The organism is Pseudomonas sp. Eth.TT006 (assembly GCF_054456575.1).
Genome location: NZ_JBTJEN010000012.1, coordinates 83,496 through 99,367 on the forward strand (window position 1 = coordinate 83,496; position 15,872 = coordinate 99,367).

Here is a 15,872-nt window from a genome sequence, read left to right on the forward strand (position 1 = left end):
TCTATCGAAATGTAGAGCGCTTCCTGCGATGCATTATTTTTCCATTTGCGTCGCTCCGGTGTCCTCCCAGGTGACAGCACTGGTGGCCCGCCACTTCACGTCGGCGATTCCAAATCGTTCTGCCATGGGTTTTGTGAACCGCTTGAGAGGAGGGCGTCCGGGTTTGGGTATCGGAGCAATACCCGCGTCGCAACTCGCCCACTGCCAAGCCTCTGCGTTGTTCATCAGTTTGGTGCGGATGACAAACGACTTCGGTCTTCCATGAAGCTTGTACTCAATCACAAAAATATCTACCGAACTCACGAGTTACCGCTCCTTTTTTGGCTCATGAGGTAGTGATTTTTGCTGCTGGAGAAAATTCAAAGAATTGTCTGACAATTGCTAAATTAATGATTTTTCTCACATTTAGGGTGGTTTTATCTATACGTGAACGCTTCGTTTGTAGAGGTTTTTTAATTTCCTTCATGCACACGGAGTCCAGCGCATGGAGTTATTGCCGCACGGTCAGGGCATCAGCAGGATCGAGCCGCTGTGCTTGCGCTGGATAATCGCGTGATGGGCCTCAGCCGCCTCCTCTAACCGATAACGTGTGAGCGTCAGCGGCCCCAATGCACCTTCCCGGTAGCGCTCGAACAACTCGGATGCCGCGGCATCCTGGTTCTGTGGGTTGACGTACTGCGGGGTAGTCGGTTGCTGATAGCGGATGCTGCGCGCGGCCAACCGCTGTGTATCGGCTGTCACCGCTCCGGATGCGTTGCCAGCATGGACCAGAACACCGCCCGCGCGCAGCGCCTCGATGGAGGAATCGAGCGTCTGTCGCCCCACGAGGTCGTACACCACATCGGCGCCGACACCCGCGGTCAGTGCGCGGATCTGCTCGGCCAATCGGGGCTCGGCGATATGCAGCACGTGGTCCAGTCCCCAGCCTTTGACAGTACTGATCTTGCTTGCCGAGCCGACCGTCGCAATGACCCTGGCGCCGATGGATTTCGCCCACCTGGCCACTAATGAGCCGACTCCACCCGAAGCTCCCTGCACCACCACCGTTTCGCCGGGCCTGACCGGGTGGACACGTTTGAGCAACGCCCAGGCGGTCAGCCCCTTCGCCAGCAGGCCCGCAGCCTCTTCACTGGAGATGTCGTCAGGCAGTTTGATCAAGGCTCCTGCCTCGATGACACGGGTGCGCGCGTAGGCACCGTGGGCGAAGAAATAGCCCACTCGATCACCCACTTTCAGTGTTTCGACGCCCGGTCCGATGGCCTCGATGACGCCAGCCGCTTCCACCCCCATGCTCCAGGGTAGCTGCACCTTGAACGTGCCATCGCGGAACATCGTATCGACGAAGTTCACCCCAATGGCTTCGTGCCGTATCTGTACCTGCCCCTGCGCCGGTGATTCCTGGATGAAGGTTTCGTGTTGCAGAACTTCGGGACTGCCTTGTTGGTAAATCCGGATGCGTTGAGTCATGACCGCCTCGGCGATGAAGGATGTTTGACGAAGAATGCTGCTTGAGGAAGGCCGCCCTCGTTGAGTGCGGCCTGAAGCGTCAGGCGCTCTGGCCACCATCGACGTTGAGCGTGGCGCCGGTGATGTACGAGGCCTCGGGGCCGGCCAGGAAGGAAACTGCGGCGGCGATGTCCTCGGGTTGGCCGTAACGTCCCAGCGCGGCAAGGCCGGCGAGGAAAGGTGCGTGACCGGCGGTTTCAGGGTTCATCTCTGTATTGATGGCGCCAGGCTGGATCACATTCACCGTGATATTGCGCGGGCCCAGATCGCGCGCCCATCCACGGCTGTACGCAGCGATGGCGGCCTTCGTGGCGATGTAATCGGCGGCTCCCGGGAAAGGAACGTGATCGGCACCGGTGGTGCCCAGCGAGATGATGCGACCACCATCGTTCATCAGGCCCACGGCTGTGCGTACGGCGGTGACTACGCCCCCCACATTGACCGCCTGCTGACGATCGAACGCGGCGATATCGGCATCGACGGCACCCACCGCACCGGTGACGAACATCCCGGCACTGTTGATCAGTATGTCCAGGCGGCCGAAGTGTTGATGCACCTGTTGGACCAGCGCTGTCACTTGTGCTGTGTCGCCCTGATCAGCCTGGATGGCCAGGGCTCGCACGCCCTGGCGTTCGATTTCGTCGACGATCTGTTTTGCCTGCTCTGCCGATTTCGCGTAGCTGAATGCCACATGGGCGCCGTCTGCGGCGAGACGTTTTGCGATGGCTGCGCCAATGCCACGGGAACCGCCAGTGACCAGTGCCACTTTGCCTTGCAATTGCTGAGTCATTTGTCTGACCTCCTGATTCGCTACGCCTTTGTGGGTAGCTGTGTTTGGGTGAGATCAATTTATGGGATGGAATCGGCGGGATAAATTAGCTAAAAAGGACACCATTGTTCCCATAGCGAGGCTAATTGACTGTATGCCATTAGCCCGAGGCACTTGCATGGACTACTTCTCATCGGTACGAGCCTTTATTCAGGTGGTGGAGGCGGGCAGTTTCGTAAAAGCGGCGCAGACCCTGAATCTGCCGCGAAATACGGTAACCAAGCAGATCCAGGCGCTGGAAAGTCACCTGCGGGTGAAACTGCTCAATCGCACGACGCGACGGATTTCGCTGACCAACGATGGCACCGCCTACTACGAGCGCATGGTGCGGGTTGTCGATCAATGGCTCGAAGCCGAATCAGACCTCGTCAGCGCCCATGCGCGTCCACATGGGCGCTTGCGAGTGGACATGGGATCGACGATGGCGACCATGTTGGTGTTGCCGGCGCTGCCGGAATTTCAACGACGTTATCCCGATCTGCAGTTGGATATTGGTGTCAGTGACAGGCCTGTGGATCTGCTGGGCGACAGGGTCGATTGCGTGATCCGTGGCGGCAGCCTGACGGACCCATCGCTGATCGCCAGACGGCTGGGCAGCCTGCAGTTCGTGACCTGCGCGACACCGGGCTACCTGGAGGCCCATGGCACCCCTCGGCACCCCAGCGATCTGCAAAGCGGCCACCAGATGGTGCGTTACTTCTTCGCCGGCACCAACCGCCGCATGGCTGTGGAGTTCGTCAGGGATGGGGAGCGGCTGAACATCGACGCCGATTACTTTGTCGCCGTCAACGACTCCAATGCAGTGCTGGCTGCGGCATTGGCAGGTCTGGGTGTGCTGCAGACCCTGCGTTTCATGGCACAGCCACATTTCCAGTCCGGCGCATTAGTGCCTCTGCTCGAAGACTGGTCACTGGAGCCCAACCCCATTTACATCGTCTATTCCCCAAACCGTCACCTCAGCGCGCGCGTACGGGTCTTCGTCGATTGGCTAATCGAATTGTTCGAGTCGAAGGGATTGCGATAAATGCCAACGTCCACATTTTCAGATGTGTCGAGGGCGAACCAGTGATGTCGGAAGAGAAGGGTTGCGCAAATAGCTGAAAAGATGCGGAAGCGATCCATGGAGAGCGGAGCTGATTTCCTGAATGCCAGAAACGACAAAGCCCTGAATAATCAGGGCTTTGTCGTACATAAGATGGCGGAGGCGATGGGATTCGAACTCATGGACCTGTTACAGTCGACGGTTTTCAAGACCGATATGCAAAGCCAATGAAACCGAGGCCTGTAGCCACTTTTCGTTACGATACGTTTATTTTTTGACACCTCTACAGCCCGCATTCTACAAGGGGCGGATTTTGAGTTTTGTAACGGTTTTTGGGGCTATTTCGATGGCTTGGCAATGGCGCCAATTCGTCGATAGACGCGTTCGGTAATGTCTCCTTTGGTGTGCCCCAAGAGTAAACTCGCATCGCCGACGTCGAGGATTTCCGACGCCGCTTTCGGCCTGATGTCTCTGAACTGGAAGCCTCCGATTTTCTCCGCCAGCTGAACATCGCCTTTTTCTTCAGCTTCTTTCTTGGCCCTTTCTCTGGCGTCGTCCCATCGATCGCGAAGCATCTTCGCCGTCATCCGTTTGCCGCGCGAGCTCAAGATCAGATAGCTGCAAATATGCTGAGCATTGCGCTCAGCCATTTTCCCGATCAACAGGCCCAGACTGTTTGGCTCATCACCGTCAGTCATCTGGATACGCAGCTTTTTGTGTGTCTTGTTCTGCTGCACACCCAAGTAATTTCCCTCGACATCGTCCCTCCTCATGACCAAGACATCTGCCGGTCTTTGCCCGGTCAGATAGGCCAAGTCCATTGCGTCTTTCAGCTCTTGAGCTGCCTTTATGTAAACAGCATCCCAAACCACATCATTTGCGTAATAGTCCCTGGGCGTTTCCTTGTTTTTTCGCACGCCTTGGCAGGGATTTTCTTTGGTCGTCAGTCCCCATTCTCGAGCAATGTTGAAAACGTGGGAGAGGGTGGCAATCTCGCGATTCGCTCGAACCTTGGCGGTCCGCGCGTCGCGGTACCCTGCGATAGTTGCTGGGGTGATTGAGTCGATGGGAGCGCTGTCGAACATCGGCCGAAGCTGCTTGATCTCCGCCAAATTGTCCTTCTGCGTCCGTGCCGCTTTTTTCGATACGATGTCGCGGATATATCGGTCGAAGATGCCTTTCATGGTGCGTAGATCAAGCGGCTTTTCCTTCGCCTCCAGCTCCGCCCATTTGACCCTGGCCGAGTCCAGATCCTTGCCCAACGGGATCGCCTTACCTGTCATGTCCAGATAGTAATAGGCGATCCAAACCTTTCCGCTTTTTCGTGTTCGCGTCCACTGGTACATTCGAGGTGGCAAATTACGTGTGTCGGCCTTGCGGGGGCGCATATCAGTTCACTCGCGAATAGTCTGGCGTCCATGCCGGCGTGGCCGGTGGCAGGTTCGAGTCGGCGATGGTGGGGCTGATCATGCCAAGCTTCATGCGGGCGTACATGCGACCCACCAGCGGGCGCTTGCCCCGGCTTTCGACGAACACCCATTGGCGATCAATCAGCCAGCGGCGCTGGTAGGCTCTGGCCTTGTAGCCAGTGAGTTCGGCCAGCTCTTCGTCGGAGAGAATTTCTGTTTCCATGTGGTGCTCCATACCGCACGTTGCGGCGGAAAGTGGGATGGGCTATTTCGCTTAGAGTAAGATGTTGTTAGCTAGTTATAGGAGACTCACAAGTGCTAGCGAGAGGTTGCTGTGGATATCGTTCGTAGATTGGGCATAAGTGAGCCTCGCTCGCGGATCTACAATCTTGTATATTGAGTAGAAGTTCATATGGAAAATATAGAAGGTGATGGTGAATAGTTTTTTTCTTAGGGAAAGCGTGCTCCTTGCCGTCCTTCCTTTGATTTCATTTGTAGGCGCTTTGATGTTTGAAGTCGGTTACGCTGGAGAGTTTGGCTACTCCTACTCTTTCATTTCTATTGATTTAAAAACAATGGTTGTCTCGCTAGCGTGCTCAGTGATTTTATTGATCCCCGTAATCTTATTTTCTATTGGTGTGTTCAGGGTGATGAGTGACGAATCAAAAGAGGTGAGGGTGTTGGGTTTGGAGTTTTTTTTACCCGTAATGGCGCTCATAGGTGTTTGTGTTACAGGGTTTCACTCAAAAGTTTTTATCATTGCATTTATTTCGTCTTTCATTTTTGCTGTCTCAAAATACGCGTTCATCCTGCTCAAAGGTTTGAAATATGGACTGAGGGGGACTTTAATTCGAGCTGCTGAACTCGAGGGTTTAACCGAGCGCTCAATAGTTCGGGAGGCATTAAAAAAACTGGACTTGGGAAATAAGCGGATATTTCATATTTTACTTGCCGTTGTGCTAGTTCTTCTAGCGCTTATGGTGCATGGTGCGGGACAAGGGTTTGCTCAGTTTAGGAGTGACTACCAAACGGTGAGTATGAACGAAAGGGAATATGCGATCCTCTCTGCATATGGTGATTTAATTGTTTTGGGTGGTGTATATGACGACCAGTTCAATGGCGTTATTTCGATAGTTCCTAGAAATTCTGAAAAGCTTACTGAATTGCGAAATGCTTATCTTCCCAGTTTTTTACCAGGCCTCTGCAAGATCGGGAAATGCAACTAATAAGCAAATGTAGGGTGAGTAGATATTTGCAGTTTTTGATTAACTCGTTACTAGCGGTCGAGGGCGAGGCTTGGCGAAATAACCATCAAAAATGCAGACGAACGGCTAGCATGCGGCGGCTCGCCGGTTTGTTTTCTGTCAGTATGCAGGCTCATAAATAATTTTCGTTTTTGTATGGAGGGAACCATGAAAAAAGACAACTTTTTGGATTTGTTAGAAGCCGATCTCGGCGTATTGATTCCAAAAAGAGAAATTTTCGATTTAATTCGACTATCTAAAGTAGAAGGCTCGGATCATTGGTACGGAAAAGAGCTTTTGATCGCTAACACTCCGCAGCAGGGAATAAATTGGGTTGGAGAATTTCCAGTTTTAGCAGGAGTAATACTGAAGGTGCGGCCTGGAAGTTATAGCGGTGACGGCTGGATGGGGGCTGATAACGAGCGTTACAGATATTCTTTCAAAGCTCGGAAAGGGATCGTCTCTTTGACGGAGAAAGCAAATCGATCGCTTATTAATCAACCTCAATATTCTTATCCTGTCGTGTTGCTGTCTGATCGCAGAGCTTTTTGGAGGTTTGAAGGGGTATTTGAGGTTTCAGAAATAGGCAGTGATAGTGTTGAGTTAATAAGAAAGGATCTTAAGGGAGATAAAATCATTGAGAAATACGAACCGGATTTCGTTGAGGGGGGCAAGAAGTACGTAACTCATTTGGTTTCAGAGCGTAGTAAAGAGGTTGTTTCGTTTTTGAAATCCAATGGAAGATTTGAATGCGAAATTTGCAAGTTGGATTTTCGAGTCAAATATAATGTTGAATATATTGAAGCGCATCATAAAGTCGCGGTTTCGACTCTTCCTTCTGGCACAAAGGTGACTGCAAATGATTTTGCCTTGTTATGCTCAAACTGTCATTCGGTCGTTCATGTGCATATGCGTAATAGTTCGGATACCTATCGGGAGATTAAACTTAAAATACAACGTGCTATAGAAGGTGACACGCCGAAATGATCCTTGCTCCGATCCACCGAACAACATGAACTGCTTTACTATTACCAATTGCTTTGTACCGCGGGCCGTCGGGACAAGCATTTTCTAGGCTTCCACGCCATGGGATCCGTGTGTAATTGTCAGGTAGGCCTTGGCAGCGCTCCCACTCAATCACGCTGGTTCTTCGTACTCCAGCGGACTCCAATACATATGCCTCTCGGTCATCGAGAGAGCCTCCCCCTTGTGCCGTGAGAGTAGGATGAACTGCGAGCTTCTCCGGCCATCCCGGCGACCGATCCCTGCGAGGGCCTTCTCGCTCAAAAAGTACCTCGGTGGGATCGAACCCGTCTCGAGCACTTGCGACAACGAACACACGCCGGCGTCGTTGGGCCAAGCCGAAATATTGGGCGTCCAAGACCCGCCACGCGATTGTTCTTTTGGGTCCATACACACAACCAGCGTCCGACCATTTCTTCCCTGAAGACTGCAGTTCGCAGTCTTCCCCAGCAAGCGCGCCAAGAAAGCATCCGAAGGCGTTCCCTTTGTCGCTGAGGACGCCGGGGACGTTTTCCCAAACGATGACGCAGGGCGGCTTTCGCTGGCCTGCTCGAACATAGTCAACTGCATCTGCGAGCTCCACGTATTTGATGGTGAGGGCGCCGCGCGGGTCGGTGAGTCCTTCGCGCATCCCGGCCACGCTGAAGGCTTGGCACGGGGTGCCGCCGACCAGAACATCCGGCGCGGGTATCTTCCCGGCCAACACCAAGGCAGCCAGCTTGGTCATGTCGCCATGGTTGGGCACGTCGGGGTAGTGATGGGCCAGGACAGCCGAGGGGAACGGCTCAATCTCGGCAAACCAAGCGGCGCGCAGGCCCAGCGGGTGCCAGGCCTGTGTCGCGGCTTCGATGCCGCTGCAGACGCTTCCATATGTGATGGGCATGATGGCTCCTGGCCGGTATAGTTGTTCATTTATCTCAATGGTAAACACGATGCGATTTTCAACACGGGCAAGGAAGCTGGGCCGATGGGATTGGATGCGCAGGAATTACATCTATCTTCTTGGGTTGTTGGCGTTAGTGATTTCTGCACTAGTAGGTGCGTTAGTTATTGCACACTTTCAATTCGGTTTGGACTTGTGGTGGGTATCCATTAAGCACCCTGAGACGGCGCAATATTGGGGGCAGCTTGGAGATTTTATCGGTGGAATATTAAATCCTTTGCTGAGTTTTTGTGCTCTTATTGCAGTTCTTTATAATCTGTCTCTACAGAGAGAAGAGCTTTCGCTCGCCCGCGAAGATGCTAGGGAAGCTCAAGATATACAAAACAAACAGAGCGATATTTTTAGACAGCAAAACTTTGAATCGGTTTTTTTTAGGTTGCTTGATATGCACTCCTCTCTTTCAAGGAATATGAGAATTAAATTAGGATTTGGCCCTAACGCCAGGGTGTTGGAGGGCGAGGAGGCATTTAAGTATCTATCAAGATATTATTTGGGCAAGCTAGATCTTGTTCCTCATTCTCTTGTGCCAATTGAAATTCAGGTAGAAAAAGTTAGAGGTAACTCTCAGGCGTTTCTTGATGCATATGTAGGCTCTGTAGGACATTATTATAGGAATATTTATCAGATACTGAAGTATGTTGATGCCTTCGGTAGCGCTTCTTTCGGCTCGTCAAAAAAATCACGGGCTGGGATGGAGATTAGGCGTGCTTTACGTTCATATCGCTCTCAGAGGAACTATGCCAATATGTTGAGGGCGCAATTGAGTAGTAGCGAGGTTGCATGTCTTTTTTTAAATTGCTTGGCGACTCAAGGTGACGGTCTTAAATTTTACGTAGAGAAATATTCTATGTTGAAAACATTGGAGCTGTCAGTTGTTGGAGGTAATGGAGATATTTCTGATCTATTTAATAAACTTGCCTACGCCGATTATGAAGATATGGAAATGGTAGACGTTGTCAGTCTAATACGATCGAGATACCTCGATGATACCGATGGGCGAGGTTGAGCCTGATTATTATTTTAGTAGCTAAAAAGCGTTACGTTTCACTCATGGTCTTTTACGTTCATTTGGAGCGACTCGGCGAAACCCGCTTGCCGTAACTTGCGCGCCACGGTTTCCGATATCTCGTATTCGTGGCGCTTAATTTCGAAGAGTGGCGCGGATTTCTCGGCGCCGAGCGAGTGCGCGTGTGCGATCAGGCGCCAGATGGTTACTCGATCTTTCGTCTCACCCAGATCGGCGGTGAGCGCGGTGAGTCGGCCGCGCATTCCCTGCCTGAAGTAGTGCCGAACGATCGCCGATGGGCCTTTGGGCTTCGGCGGGGCCGGCGGAACATCGTCAGCCTTGGCATTCAGCACCAGCAGTTGAACCGCCTCGCTGACTTCCTCGACCTTATGCCAAAGCATCAGCTCGTCGAGCATTTGCCTAGCGACATTCGGAATCGTGTGCCGCATCTCCTTTTCGCCCAGATCCTGCCGTTTTTCGGCAAGCTTGGCTGTTCGATCTTCCTGCGTCGAAGCCATGGCCTACCTCTTCAATTCCGCTGGCCGGCTTGTCCAGCCAGGTCTGTCGGCGGCGCGTCGTCGCCCGGTTACTGATGCGTTTCATGAGTTGAACTTGAATCCGTTCTCGCTGGCGATTAGCGCAACCCGCTTGACGTGCATGTGCAGTGTCTTGGCCGTCTCGCTGATGGTTTTGCCGGCTTCGGCCAGTTCGCGAACCTTCGGGGCGATCTTGTTGCGCTCGACGCGCAGACGGTCGTGGTGCGGTGTGGATGCCAGCTTTGGATCGCCAGTGACGCCACTGGGGATTTGCTGAGCCTTACCGCTGGAACCGAAGAACTGATCAAGTTGCTGGTTCAGGTTGTCGAGCAACTGGTTTCGTGGGTTTGGCATTGGTGCACCGATCAATGCACACCTTCCGCCAAGCGATTAGCCTGCTTTTCGAATGCGATCGCCATGTTCACTGCTACCTGGTAATTGAAGCGGAAAGCCTTGGTCTTTCCGGTGACCAGATCAATGATGTGATAGGCATTGCCGACTGTCTTCACCTGAAAGCGCACTTTCTTATCTGGCGCCGCCAGACCTGCAAGTCGGGCGAACTCTCCACGGGCTGCGTGGGAGCGAACAAACAAGGCGTTGAGAATGTCCCGGCGCTGCTGCATCAGTGGGTGCATCTCGACCTGAGCAATCTCTGTTGCGTGCTTCATGGTTGATTACCTATCGGTTGTCATCCCAAGCAGCCCTCGTGAGAAGGCTGCTCAGTGATGCTTTCCGTTTCTCGCTGCACTTCAACGCCGGAGTCCTCTCTCTGCCCGCTGCCGCAACTGGCGTCACATCGGGTGGCTGTGCAACTTTGCGTGCTCTCATGAGGGAGCCCGGCCAGTTCCAGAGCTGGCATGGGGATCGAAATTTGTGTTTCGCGCTGTTCCCGTTTCCGGGGATCGATCCGCGAAGATTCCAGATTGTGAAAGAGCGGCGCGGCTTTCGCTGCTGGGCCGGTGTTGCGTTGCCTTGGGCTCAAATATAAGAGCACTTATTTTGATCGTCAATAAGCATGCTTATATTTTTTCGTATGCACGATAAAAAGCCCGCTCAACGGCGGGCTCGTTTTAACCTTCGCAATAGCCTCGCCACCCGATCCTTACGGCGCCCCCGTCCAAATGTTCGATGCGTACCCCGTTAGTCTCTCCGATCTCTTGAATCACTTGCTGCCAAGCTTCCGGGCTTTCATCGTCATTGCGAGCGACGGTTACGACCTGAACTTTTTGCACATTCGGCGCTGTGATCAGTCTCTGGATGCGGCGACCTACCATTACGTAGGAATCTTGGGATTGCATTACGGGAGAAGCGGTAGCGGGCATTGATAGCTCCTTGCTTTAAGCTGTATGTGCATACAGTATTGCGGCCGTTATAATTTGGCAAGGGTGGGGAAGGGCACTTTGGGGTCGGAACCGCATCTCGGCGGCAGCAAGCACGAGGAATGAAGGTCTCCTCCGATTCATAGCCCATCAAGTGACTTACCTTAGCGACAACCGGGAAATACAGGCGTTGGCCGCTTCGCGAAAACTCCTTGAGGGCCTCGAAATCCGAATGGAAGCTAGGGAGCGTTACGAGGAGGTTCTGAAGCTAGTGGGTGCGTACAAGAAAGTCGGCGTGATCGATGAGGACAAGAGGCTGTAGGAGGCGACGTTCTTTTATGTATGTCTCGAGGCTAGAGCCTGGGGGCGCAGAGGAGGGATGAAATAAAGGTAGGCATGAGTGAAACGCGTGTGCTGAAAAACTCACTAGAGAGCTTTTGTTAATCAGCAACGCTTTTCGATTTTAAGTGTTTTTTTATTTGCTCAGCTACCGCGTAAGCCATTAAGGGAGGAACAGCGTTCCCGACCTGCCGAGCCCTAGATTGTTTTGAGCCAAAAAAAACAAAATCTCGAGGAAACGTTTGAAGGCATGCAGCTTCGCGCAAGCTCAGCGCACGATCTTCTACTGGATGACCGAACCGTCCATTTGAATAACTAATGCATTTAGTGGTTAGTCCAACGGCAGGTTTATTCCAACTGAGTCGACCGTAGACGTCGCTGTGGCCACTATAGCCTTTATGGCAATTTAGGATTAAATTATCAGGCCAATGCTCTCGACCACCTCCCTCAGGCGTTGCTCTGATTCTTTCTAAGTTTAGTTGCGATAGCTGCATAGAAAAATGATCGCGATCGTTGTTATCAGTTTGCCCACTCTGTAGAGGTGGAAGGTCTGAAATCCAATCTGCGACCGTCGAATACTTGCGATTCTCTTTGCCATGTGTTTGGGAAGGAATGACAATTTCACCCTGCAGCGTTGCAAGAAGCACCAATCTGGTCCTTTTTTGAGGAACACCAAACCATTGAGCTTCAACTACTTGTGCATCATATTTGTAACCTAAGCGAATTAGTAGCTCTGTAAAACGTTTGAATGTTTCACTTTTTGCAGCTTTCTTTTGCATGCCAGGAACATTTTCGATAAATACATATTCTGGCTTCCACTCTTCTACAAAACGACCAAACTCATCAAGTAGATCGATTCGGGTATCTGATGCGCTGGCTTGTCTATTTTGCTTTGAGAATGGTTGGCAGGGAGCGCAACCGCTAAACAAAATAGGATTGCGACGCTTCCCTACTAGGTCGGAGATGCATTTCACATCAACAGTTCTAATGTCGTCCTGTATAAAGTGCGCGCGAGGGAAATTAGTAGTGAATGTCTCCCTCGCGTCAGCATCGATATCTAACCCCATCTTGATGTTGAACCCAGCCTGGCGAAAGCCAGAGCTGGTTCCGCCACATCCAGAAAAAAAGTCAAATACATCAATACTCATTTTTTTACTCAATAAATTCTTTTAAGATGTTTGTTATTGCTTGAAGGTCAGGGTTGTTGTCCTTGATTAATGCGAGCTTTCTTATTTGAGTTTCTAGGATCTCGGTGCTTGTTGTTTTTTCGAACTCACTGAGCCCTTTTTCAAGTTTTGTTAGTTCGTTAAATCGTTCCTTAGGCTGTAGTTTACCACATTTTTTTGTGTTTTGATCTTCTGGCATATTTTCCCAAACGAAAATCTCAGGATTGGCGCAAGGAAGATAAAATGTTCTAGGTAAAGCATAATCTAGATATTTGCGCTCCAAGACCTTTCTTTTTTCGCCCGCGCTAGGATCATTTCCTCCGTCTAGAGCGAATTCAAGATGCTTAATGCCAGTAAGATTGAAGATTTGCTCGCGAATATCATCATGTTTTATATCGGGAATTTCTTGAGGCAATATGATATTTTTCTTTGGTTTCTGATCACCATCAAGGAAAAACAAAGATTTGCTGTCCCCAGTTTGCACCAAGCCGGTCATGCACTTTCCAAATATTGATGGAGCGCCCCCTGGGAAAACAATTATCTCGAACTGGTTCATTGCAGCTTCACCTAAAGTTCTTAGGCATTTTTTAACAAGTGCTGCTGCAAGTTGATCTTCAACAAAAACTCTTTTTTTGTGTTCGGTATTCAACCCTAAATGGAAGAATGCTTCACTAGGCTTGATATTTTGTTCTGAAATTATTTTTTGGGTGACAGGATCTGTTTGAAGTAAAATTATGGATTCCGGGGATAACTTTTCGATTATGTATTTAGAATGAGTGCCAATAAATACCTGATGCTTGTTTTCTAAACAGTGTTGAGTGAGGAACTCCATTAGCTTGACTTGCGCCCCGGGGTGCAAAGAAACCTCCGGCTCATCAAGAACAATTAGGCTGTTTGGTTCTAAATCCATTATTTTATGTACCAACATTACTACTGCAAATTCGCCGCTGCCAGCGAATGCTTCACTATATTGAAGCGCCGTGGTCTGCATGATTGCAGTGTATGATGTACTTTCAAATAGTCTGTGTTTTATAAGCCGTATATTAACGTAGGTGCGACCCAGTATATTTGAAATTACATCTAGCTGACGTTTCGGTAGTTGAGTGTTTGAGAAAATTGTCTCTTGCTTTGCCCTAAACGGTCGAAAACTTTGCAGATCTTCATTTATAACGCGCTTCAAATATTTAGATCTGGAGCGCAAGTGCTCTTTAGCAGTTCTGTTTCGAAGTTGTCCTGTCATATCGCCATGATAAAAAAGCTTGTCAAAGGCACTGATCTCGCTTCGAAAATCAAGTATTTCTAATTCTTTTGTTATTCCTGACCACCTGGTTTTGCTGCGGCCTTTTAGTTTTTCACCCGGTTTTATCTCGGGCATCTTCTCCATTTGATCTTGAAGCAGTGGACGCGAAGGCTCCCAATAGTCTGGATTAGAGGCTTTCTTGATTCTCACTTGAATTACTTCAACAGTCTTACGCGAGTACGGGTCTATGTATCCAAATATGTAGCGCGGCCGTCCTCCCGACTCGTCAATTGGGTCAATGTCAGTAGAAAACCAATGATCCCCGATGTTCTCATGATGCGGGCAGCAGGCTAAAGCTCTTAATACTGAGCTTTTGTTTGCTCCGTTGCTGCCTACTATTGCGGTAATCGGAGTTGTAAAGTTCAATTGCAGGTTAGGGCTTAAGTTTTTGAAGTATGGGAATCTAATGTGGCGTATGGTTGGTTCGCACTTGCCTGCGTCAAATACTATTTTCAGCTTTTCGTTGATGTCCATTTCTATTACTGCTCATATAGTTTTGAGAAATTGTTGTGAGCGAAAACAATGCCATAGGCGCGATGCCGAATTTATGGAAACATTCGGTTTAGAGGCTTTAAAATTTCTGCAATGCACGAACGACGACACCTACAATTCGGCAATGTTCATCAAATAGTTCAATAGGATAGCTTGGGTTCAGCGGCTTCAAGAACAATCGCCCACCGTCGCTGACTAGCTTCTTAAATGTGGCTTCATTGCTATCTGGTAGTTTGGCCACTACTAGTTTACCTGGGGCAACCTCTGCCTCTGTGTCGACCAATATAAGCGTGCCTTCAGTGATGCTTTGACCGGCCGGCGCTGTCATCGAGTCCCCCTTGACGGTCAGCCAAAAAGCCGCCCCCTTCGAATCGTACTCGGAAAATTCATACCGATCTGAGAATCCGGCAGGGTAGGGTTCAACCGCTTCGGCCCACGCGCCAGCGGCTACCCAACTAATCACCGGGTAACGGTAGGACTCGACAGGTTGATGGGTATCACCAACGTTCGATTCTCTAATGCTCCCGCCAGTCATAGGACCGATGTTTTCAGAGAGCCATATGGCATTAACCCCGCATACATGCGCGATTTTTGGCAGATGTGCGCTTTGCAGGTTTTTTCCTGTTTCCAGCTGCGAAATCACCGGCTGCTCAACGCCCACTTTCATTGCAAGGGCCTTCTGCGTCAGCTTTGCGTGATTCCGCGCGGATTTGATTCGTTCGGCGAGTGTGCTCATTCGTTGGAATTTATAAGTTCCCTTATTGGCTTGCAAATAAGTTTCCTTCTACTTAGGATATAAGCATGCTTATTTGGAGGTTTCTTGCATGACCCCAATTGAAAAACTCGTCGACTTTTTTGGCGGGCAAACCAAGACAGCTTTGGCCCTAGATGTTTCCCAGGCCGCAGTCTCGTACTGGGTTGCCGGCATTCACACGATGGGGGCTGAAAAGGCATTTAAAGCGGAGGAGCTGACGGGCGGAAAAATCACGGCTCGAGACCTCTGTACGCGCCAAAAGGATCAGCAGTCCGCAGCTTGAGATGCCTTACCCATCAACCGATTGATGAAATATTCGCCCCAGTCTCGGCAGGGCGCCACGGAAACAAATTTGAGGTTTTACGAATGGAAGACTTTTTGGACGCGTGCCAGGCAGCAGTCAAGGGCAATAGCCCCAAAACATTGGCGGCAAAGATGGGTATTCCGCACGTTGGCCTGCTTCAACGCGCGAATCCGGATAATGAGGCACACCATCTTACCGTGGAGCACCTGTTCGGGGTCTTGTTGCATACAGGCGATATGCGCCCGTTGCTGGCCTTGGCCAATGAGTTCGGCTTTGACTTGGTATCGAAGTCGGCGCCGGAGCCGCAAGCGCTCACCAATTCGCTGATCAACGTCGGCAAAGAGGTCGCCGATCTGACCATCGCGGTTCACCAGGCGCTGGATGACAACCACGTCAGTTCTTTTGAGAAAAACTTGATCCGCCAAGAGATCAATCACGTTCGGCAGAGCCTAGACGTGATGTATGCCTCGGTGAAGGCTGCCTGAATCCCGGGCACAAAAAAGCCGACGGAGAAGGTCGGCTGATTCGCAAAACTAAAGAGGCCCGATTATGCAGAGCCAGCCAAATTCTAGCAATACCCAGAACAATGTCGCGACACGGTTTCAGAGTTCGCAAAGCGTGTCGCAACACACGTCATCTCGTTTTGCCGAATTGAATATC

General features: G+C 50.8%; 19 protein-coding genes and 1 pseudogene. 7 read left to right on the forward strand and 13 right to left on the reverse strand.

All coding sequences use genetic code 11. The annotated features are described in order from the left end of the window. Positions 1–33 precede the first annotated feature (33 nt). The 3 genes from ACXR0M_RS19460 to ACXR0M_RS19470 all read right to left on the reverse strand — a co-directional run bounded on the left by ACXR0M_RS19460 (position 34) and on the right by ACXR0M_RS19470 (position 2,296). A complete protein-coding gene (locus tag ACXR0M_RS19460) occupies positions 34–303 on the reverse strand; it encodes a DUF6555 family protein (protein WP_458833400.1) in 270 nt (89 codons plus the stop codon). A gap of 201 nt (positions 304–504) precedes the next feature. Continuing rightward, positions 505–1,467: a quinone oxidoreductase family protein gene (locus ACXR0M_RS19465; protein ID WP_458833401.1), complete on the reverse strand. Its 963-nt coding sequence runs from the start codon at positions 1,465–1,467 to the stop codon at positions 505–507. Positions 1,468–1,546: 79 nt separating this feature from the next. After that, positions 1,547–2,296 carry an SDR family NAD(P)-dependent oxidoreductase gene (locus ACXR0M_RS19470; RefSeq protein WP_458833402.1) on the reverse strand — a complete coding sequence of 250 codons (750 nt, stop codon included), beginning with the start codon at positions 2,294–2,296 and terminating at the stop codon, positions 1,547–1,549. Positions 2,297–2,453: 157 nt separating this feature from the next. On the opposite strand from ACXR0M_RS19470, the gene ACXR0M_RS19475 reads away from it, so the two are divergent. Continuing rightward, entirely contained in the window at positions 2,454–3,359 is a 906-nt protein-coding gene (locus ACXR0M_RS19475; protein ID WP_458833403.1) for a LysR family transcriptional regulator, read from the forward strand. A 96-nt stretch (positions 3,360–3,455) separates the two neighbouring features. After that, entirely contained in the window at positions 3,456–3,608 is a 153-nt protein-coding gene (locus ACXR0M_RS19480; protein ID WP_458833404.1) for a hypothetical protein, read from the forward strand. A 107-nt stretch (positions 3,609–3,715) separates the two neighbouring features. Here the strand turns inward: ACXR0M_RS19480 and ACXR0M_RS19485 are convergent, their stop codons facing one another. Further along, positions 3,716–4,765 (reverse strand): tyrosine-type recombinase/integrase, encoded by a 1,050-nt coding sequence (locus ACXR0M_RS19485; protein WP_458833405.1) that lies wholly within the window; start codon positions 4,763–4,765, stop codon positions 3,716–3,718. A 1-nt stretch (position 4,766) separates the two neighbouring features. Then, complete coding sequence (locus ACXR0M_RS19490; protein WP_458833406.1) at positions 4,767–5,009, reverse strand: DUF4224 domain-containing protein; 243 nt, start codon at positions 5,007–5,009, stop codon at positions 4,767–4,769. Between the two features lie 205 nt (positions 5,010–5,214). Between ACXR0M_RS19490 and ACXR0M_RS19495 the strand changes: the two genes are divergently transcribed. Both ACXR0M_RS19495 and ACXR0M_RS19500 read left to right on the forward strand, forming a co-directional pair. Continuing rightward, positions 5,215–6,012, forward strand: coding sequence for a hypothetical protein (locus tag ACXR0M_RS19495; protein WP_458833407.1), 798 nt, complete (start codon positions 5,215–5,217; stop codon positions 6,010–6,012). Positions 6,013–6,198: 186 nt separating this feature from the next. After that, positions 6,199–7,017: an HNH endonuclease gene (locus tag ACXR0M_RS19500; RefSeq protein ID WP_458833408.1), complete on the forward strand. Its 819-nt coding sequence runs from the start codon at positions 6,199–6,201 to the stop codon at positions 7,015–7,017. 265 nt (positions 7,018–7,282) lie between these two features. Here the strand turns inward: ACXR0M_RS19500 and ACXR0M_RS19505 are convergent. After that, positions 7,283–7,936, reverse strand: a pseudogene (locus ACXR0M_RS19505) (DNA cytosine methyltransferase); the annotation flags it as partial. On the opposite strand from ACXR0M_RS19505, the gene ACXR0M_RS19510 reads away from it, so the two are divergent. After that, on the forward strand, positions 7,902–9,002 hold the full coding sequence (locus ACXR0M_RS19510) for a putative phage abortive infection protein (protein ID WP_458833409.1): 1,101 nt from the start codon (positions 7,902–7,904) through the stop codon (positions 9,000–9,002). The pseudogene ACXR0M_RS19505 and the gene ACXR0M_RS19510 overlap by 35 nt on opposite strands. Positions 9,003–9,040: 38 nt before the next feature. Here ACXR0M_RS19510 and ACXR0M_RS19515 read toward each other — a convergent pair whose 3' ends face one another. From ACXR0M_RS19515 to ACXR0M_RS19545, 7 genes are all read right to left on the reverse strand, one after another. Then, positions 9,041–9,520: a hypothetical protein gene (locus ACXR0M_RS19515; RefSeq protein ID WP_458833410.1), complete on the reverse strand. Its 480-nt coding sequence runs from the start codon at positions 9,518–9,520 to the stop codon at positions 9,041–9,043. Positions 9,521–9,601: 81 nt separating this feature from the next. Next, positions 9,602–9,892 carry a hypothetical protein gene (locus ACXR0M_RS19520; RefSeq protein WP_458833411.1) on the reverse strand — a complete coding sequence of 97 codons (291 nt, stop codon included), beginning with the start codon at positions 9,890–9,892 and terminating at the stop codon, positions 9,602–9,604. Between the two features lie 11 nt (positions 9,893–9,903). Further along, the gene (locus ACXR0M_RS19525; protein ID WP_458833412.1) at positions 9,904–10,206 is read right to left on the reverse strand and encodes a hypothetical protein; all 303 of its coding nucleotides are present in this window, start codon (positions 10,204–10,206) and stop codon (positions 9,904–9,906) included. Positions 10,207–10,608: 402 nt separating this feature from the next. After that, a complete protein-coding gene (locus tag ACXR0M_RS19530; RefSeq protein ID WP_458833413.1) occupies positions 10,609–10,860 on the reverse strand; it encodes a DUF1654 domain-containing protein in 252 nt (83 codons plus the stop codon). Between the two features lie 437 nt (positions 10,861–11,297). After that, positions 11,298–12,344, reverse strand: a complete 1,047-nt coding sequence (locus ACXR0M_RS19535) for a DNA cytosine methyltransferase (RefSeq protein ID WP_458833414.1) — start codon at positions 12,342–12,344, stop codon at positions 11,298–11,300. Between the two features lie 4 nt (positions 12,345–12,348). Further along, positions 12,349–14,136, reverse strand: coding sequence for an ATP-dependent nuclease (locus ACXR0M_RS19540; protein ID WP_458833415.1), 1,788 nt, complete (start codon positions 14,134–14,136; stop codon positions 12,349–12,351). A 97-nt stretch (positions 14,137–14,233) separates the two neighbouring features. Then, on the reverse strand, positions 14,234–14,890 hold the full coding sequence (locus ACXR0M_RS19545; RefSeq protein WP_458833488.1) for a LexA family protein: 657 nt from the start codon (positions 14,888–14,890) through the stop codon (positions 14,234–14,236). An 88-nt stretch (positions 14,891–14,978) separates the two neighbouring features. Here ACXR0M_RS19545 and ACXR0M_RS19550 point away from each other — a divergent pair, with 88 nt between their 5' ends. Then, entirely contained in the window at positions 14,979–15,191 is a 213-nt protein-coding gene (locus ACXR0M_RS19550; protein ID WP_458833416.1) for a Cro/CI family transcriptional regulator, read from the forward strand. Positions 15,192–15,274: 83 nt separating this feature from the next. Further along, on the forward strand, positions 15,275–15,697 hold the full coding sequence (locus tag ACXR0M_RS19555) for a phage regulatory CII family protein (RefSeq protein WP_458833417.1): 423 nt from the start codon (positions 15,275–15,277) through the stop codon (positions 15,695–15,697). Positions 15,698–15,872 lie beyond the last annotated feature (175 nt).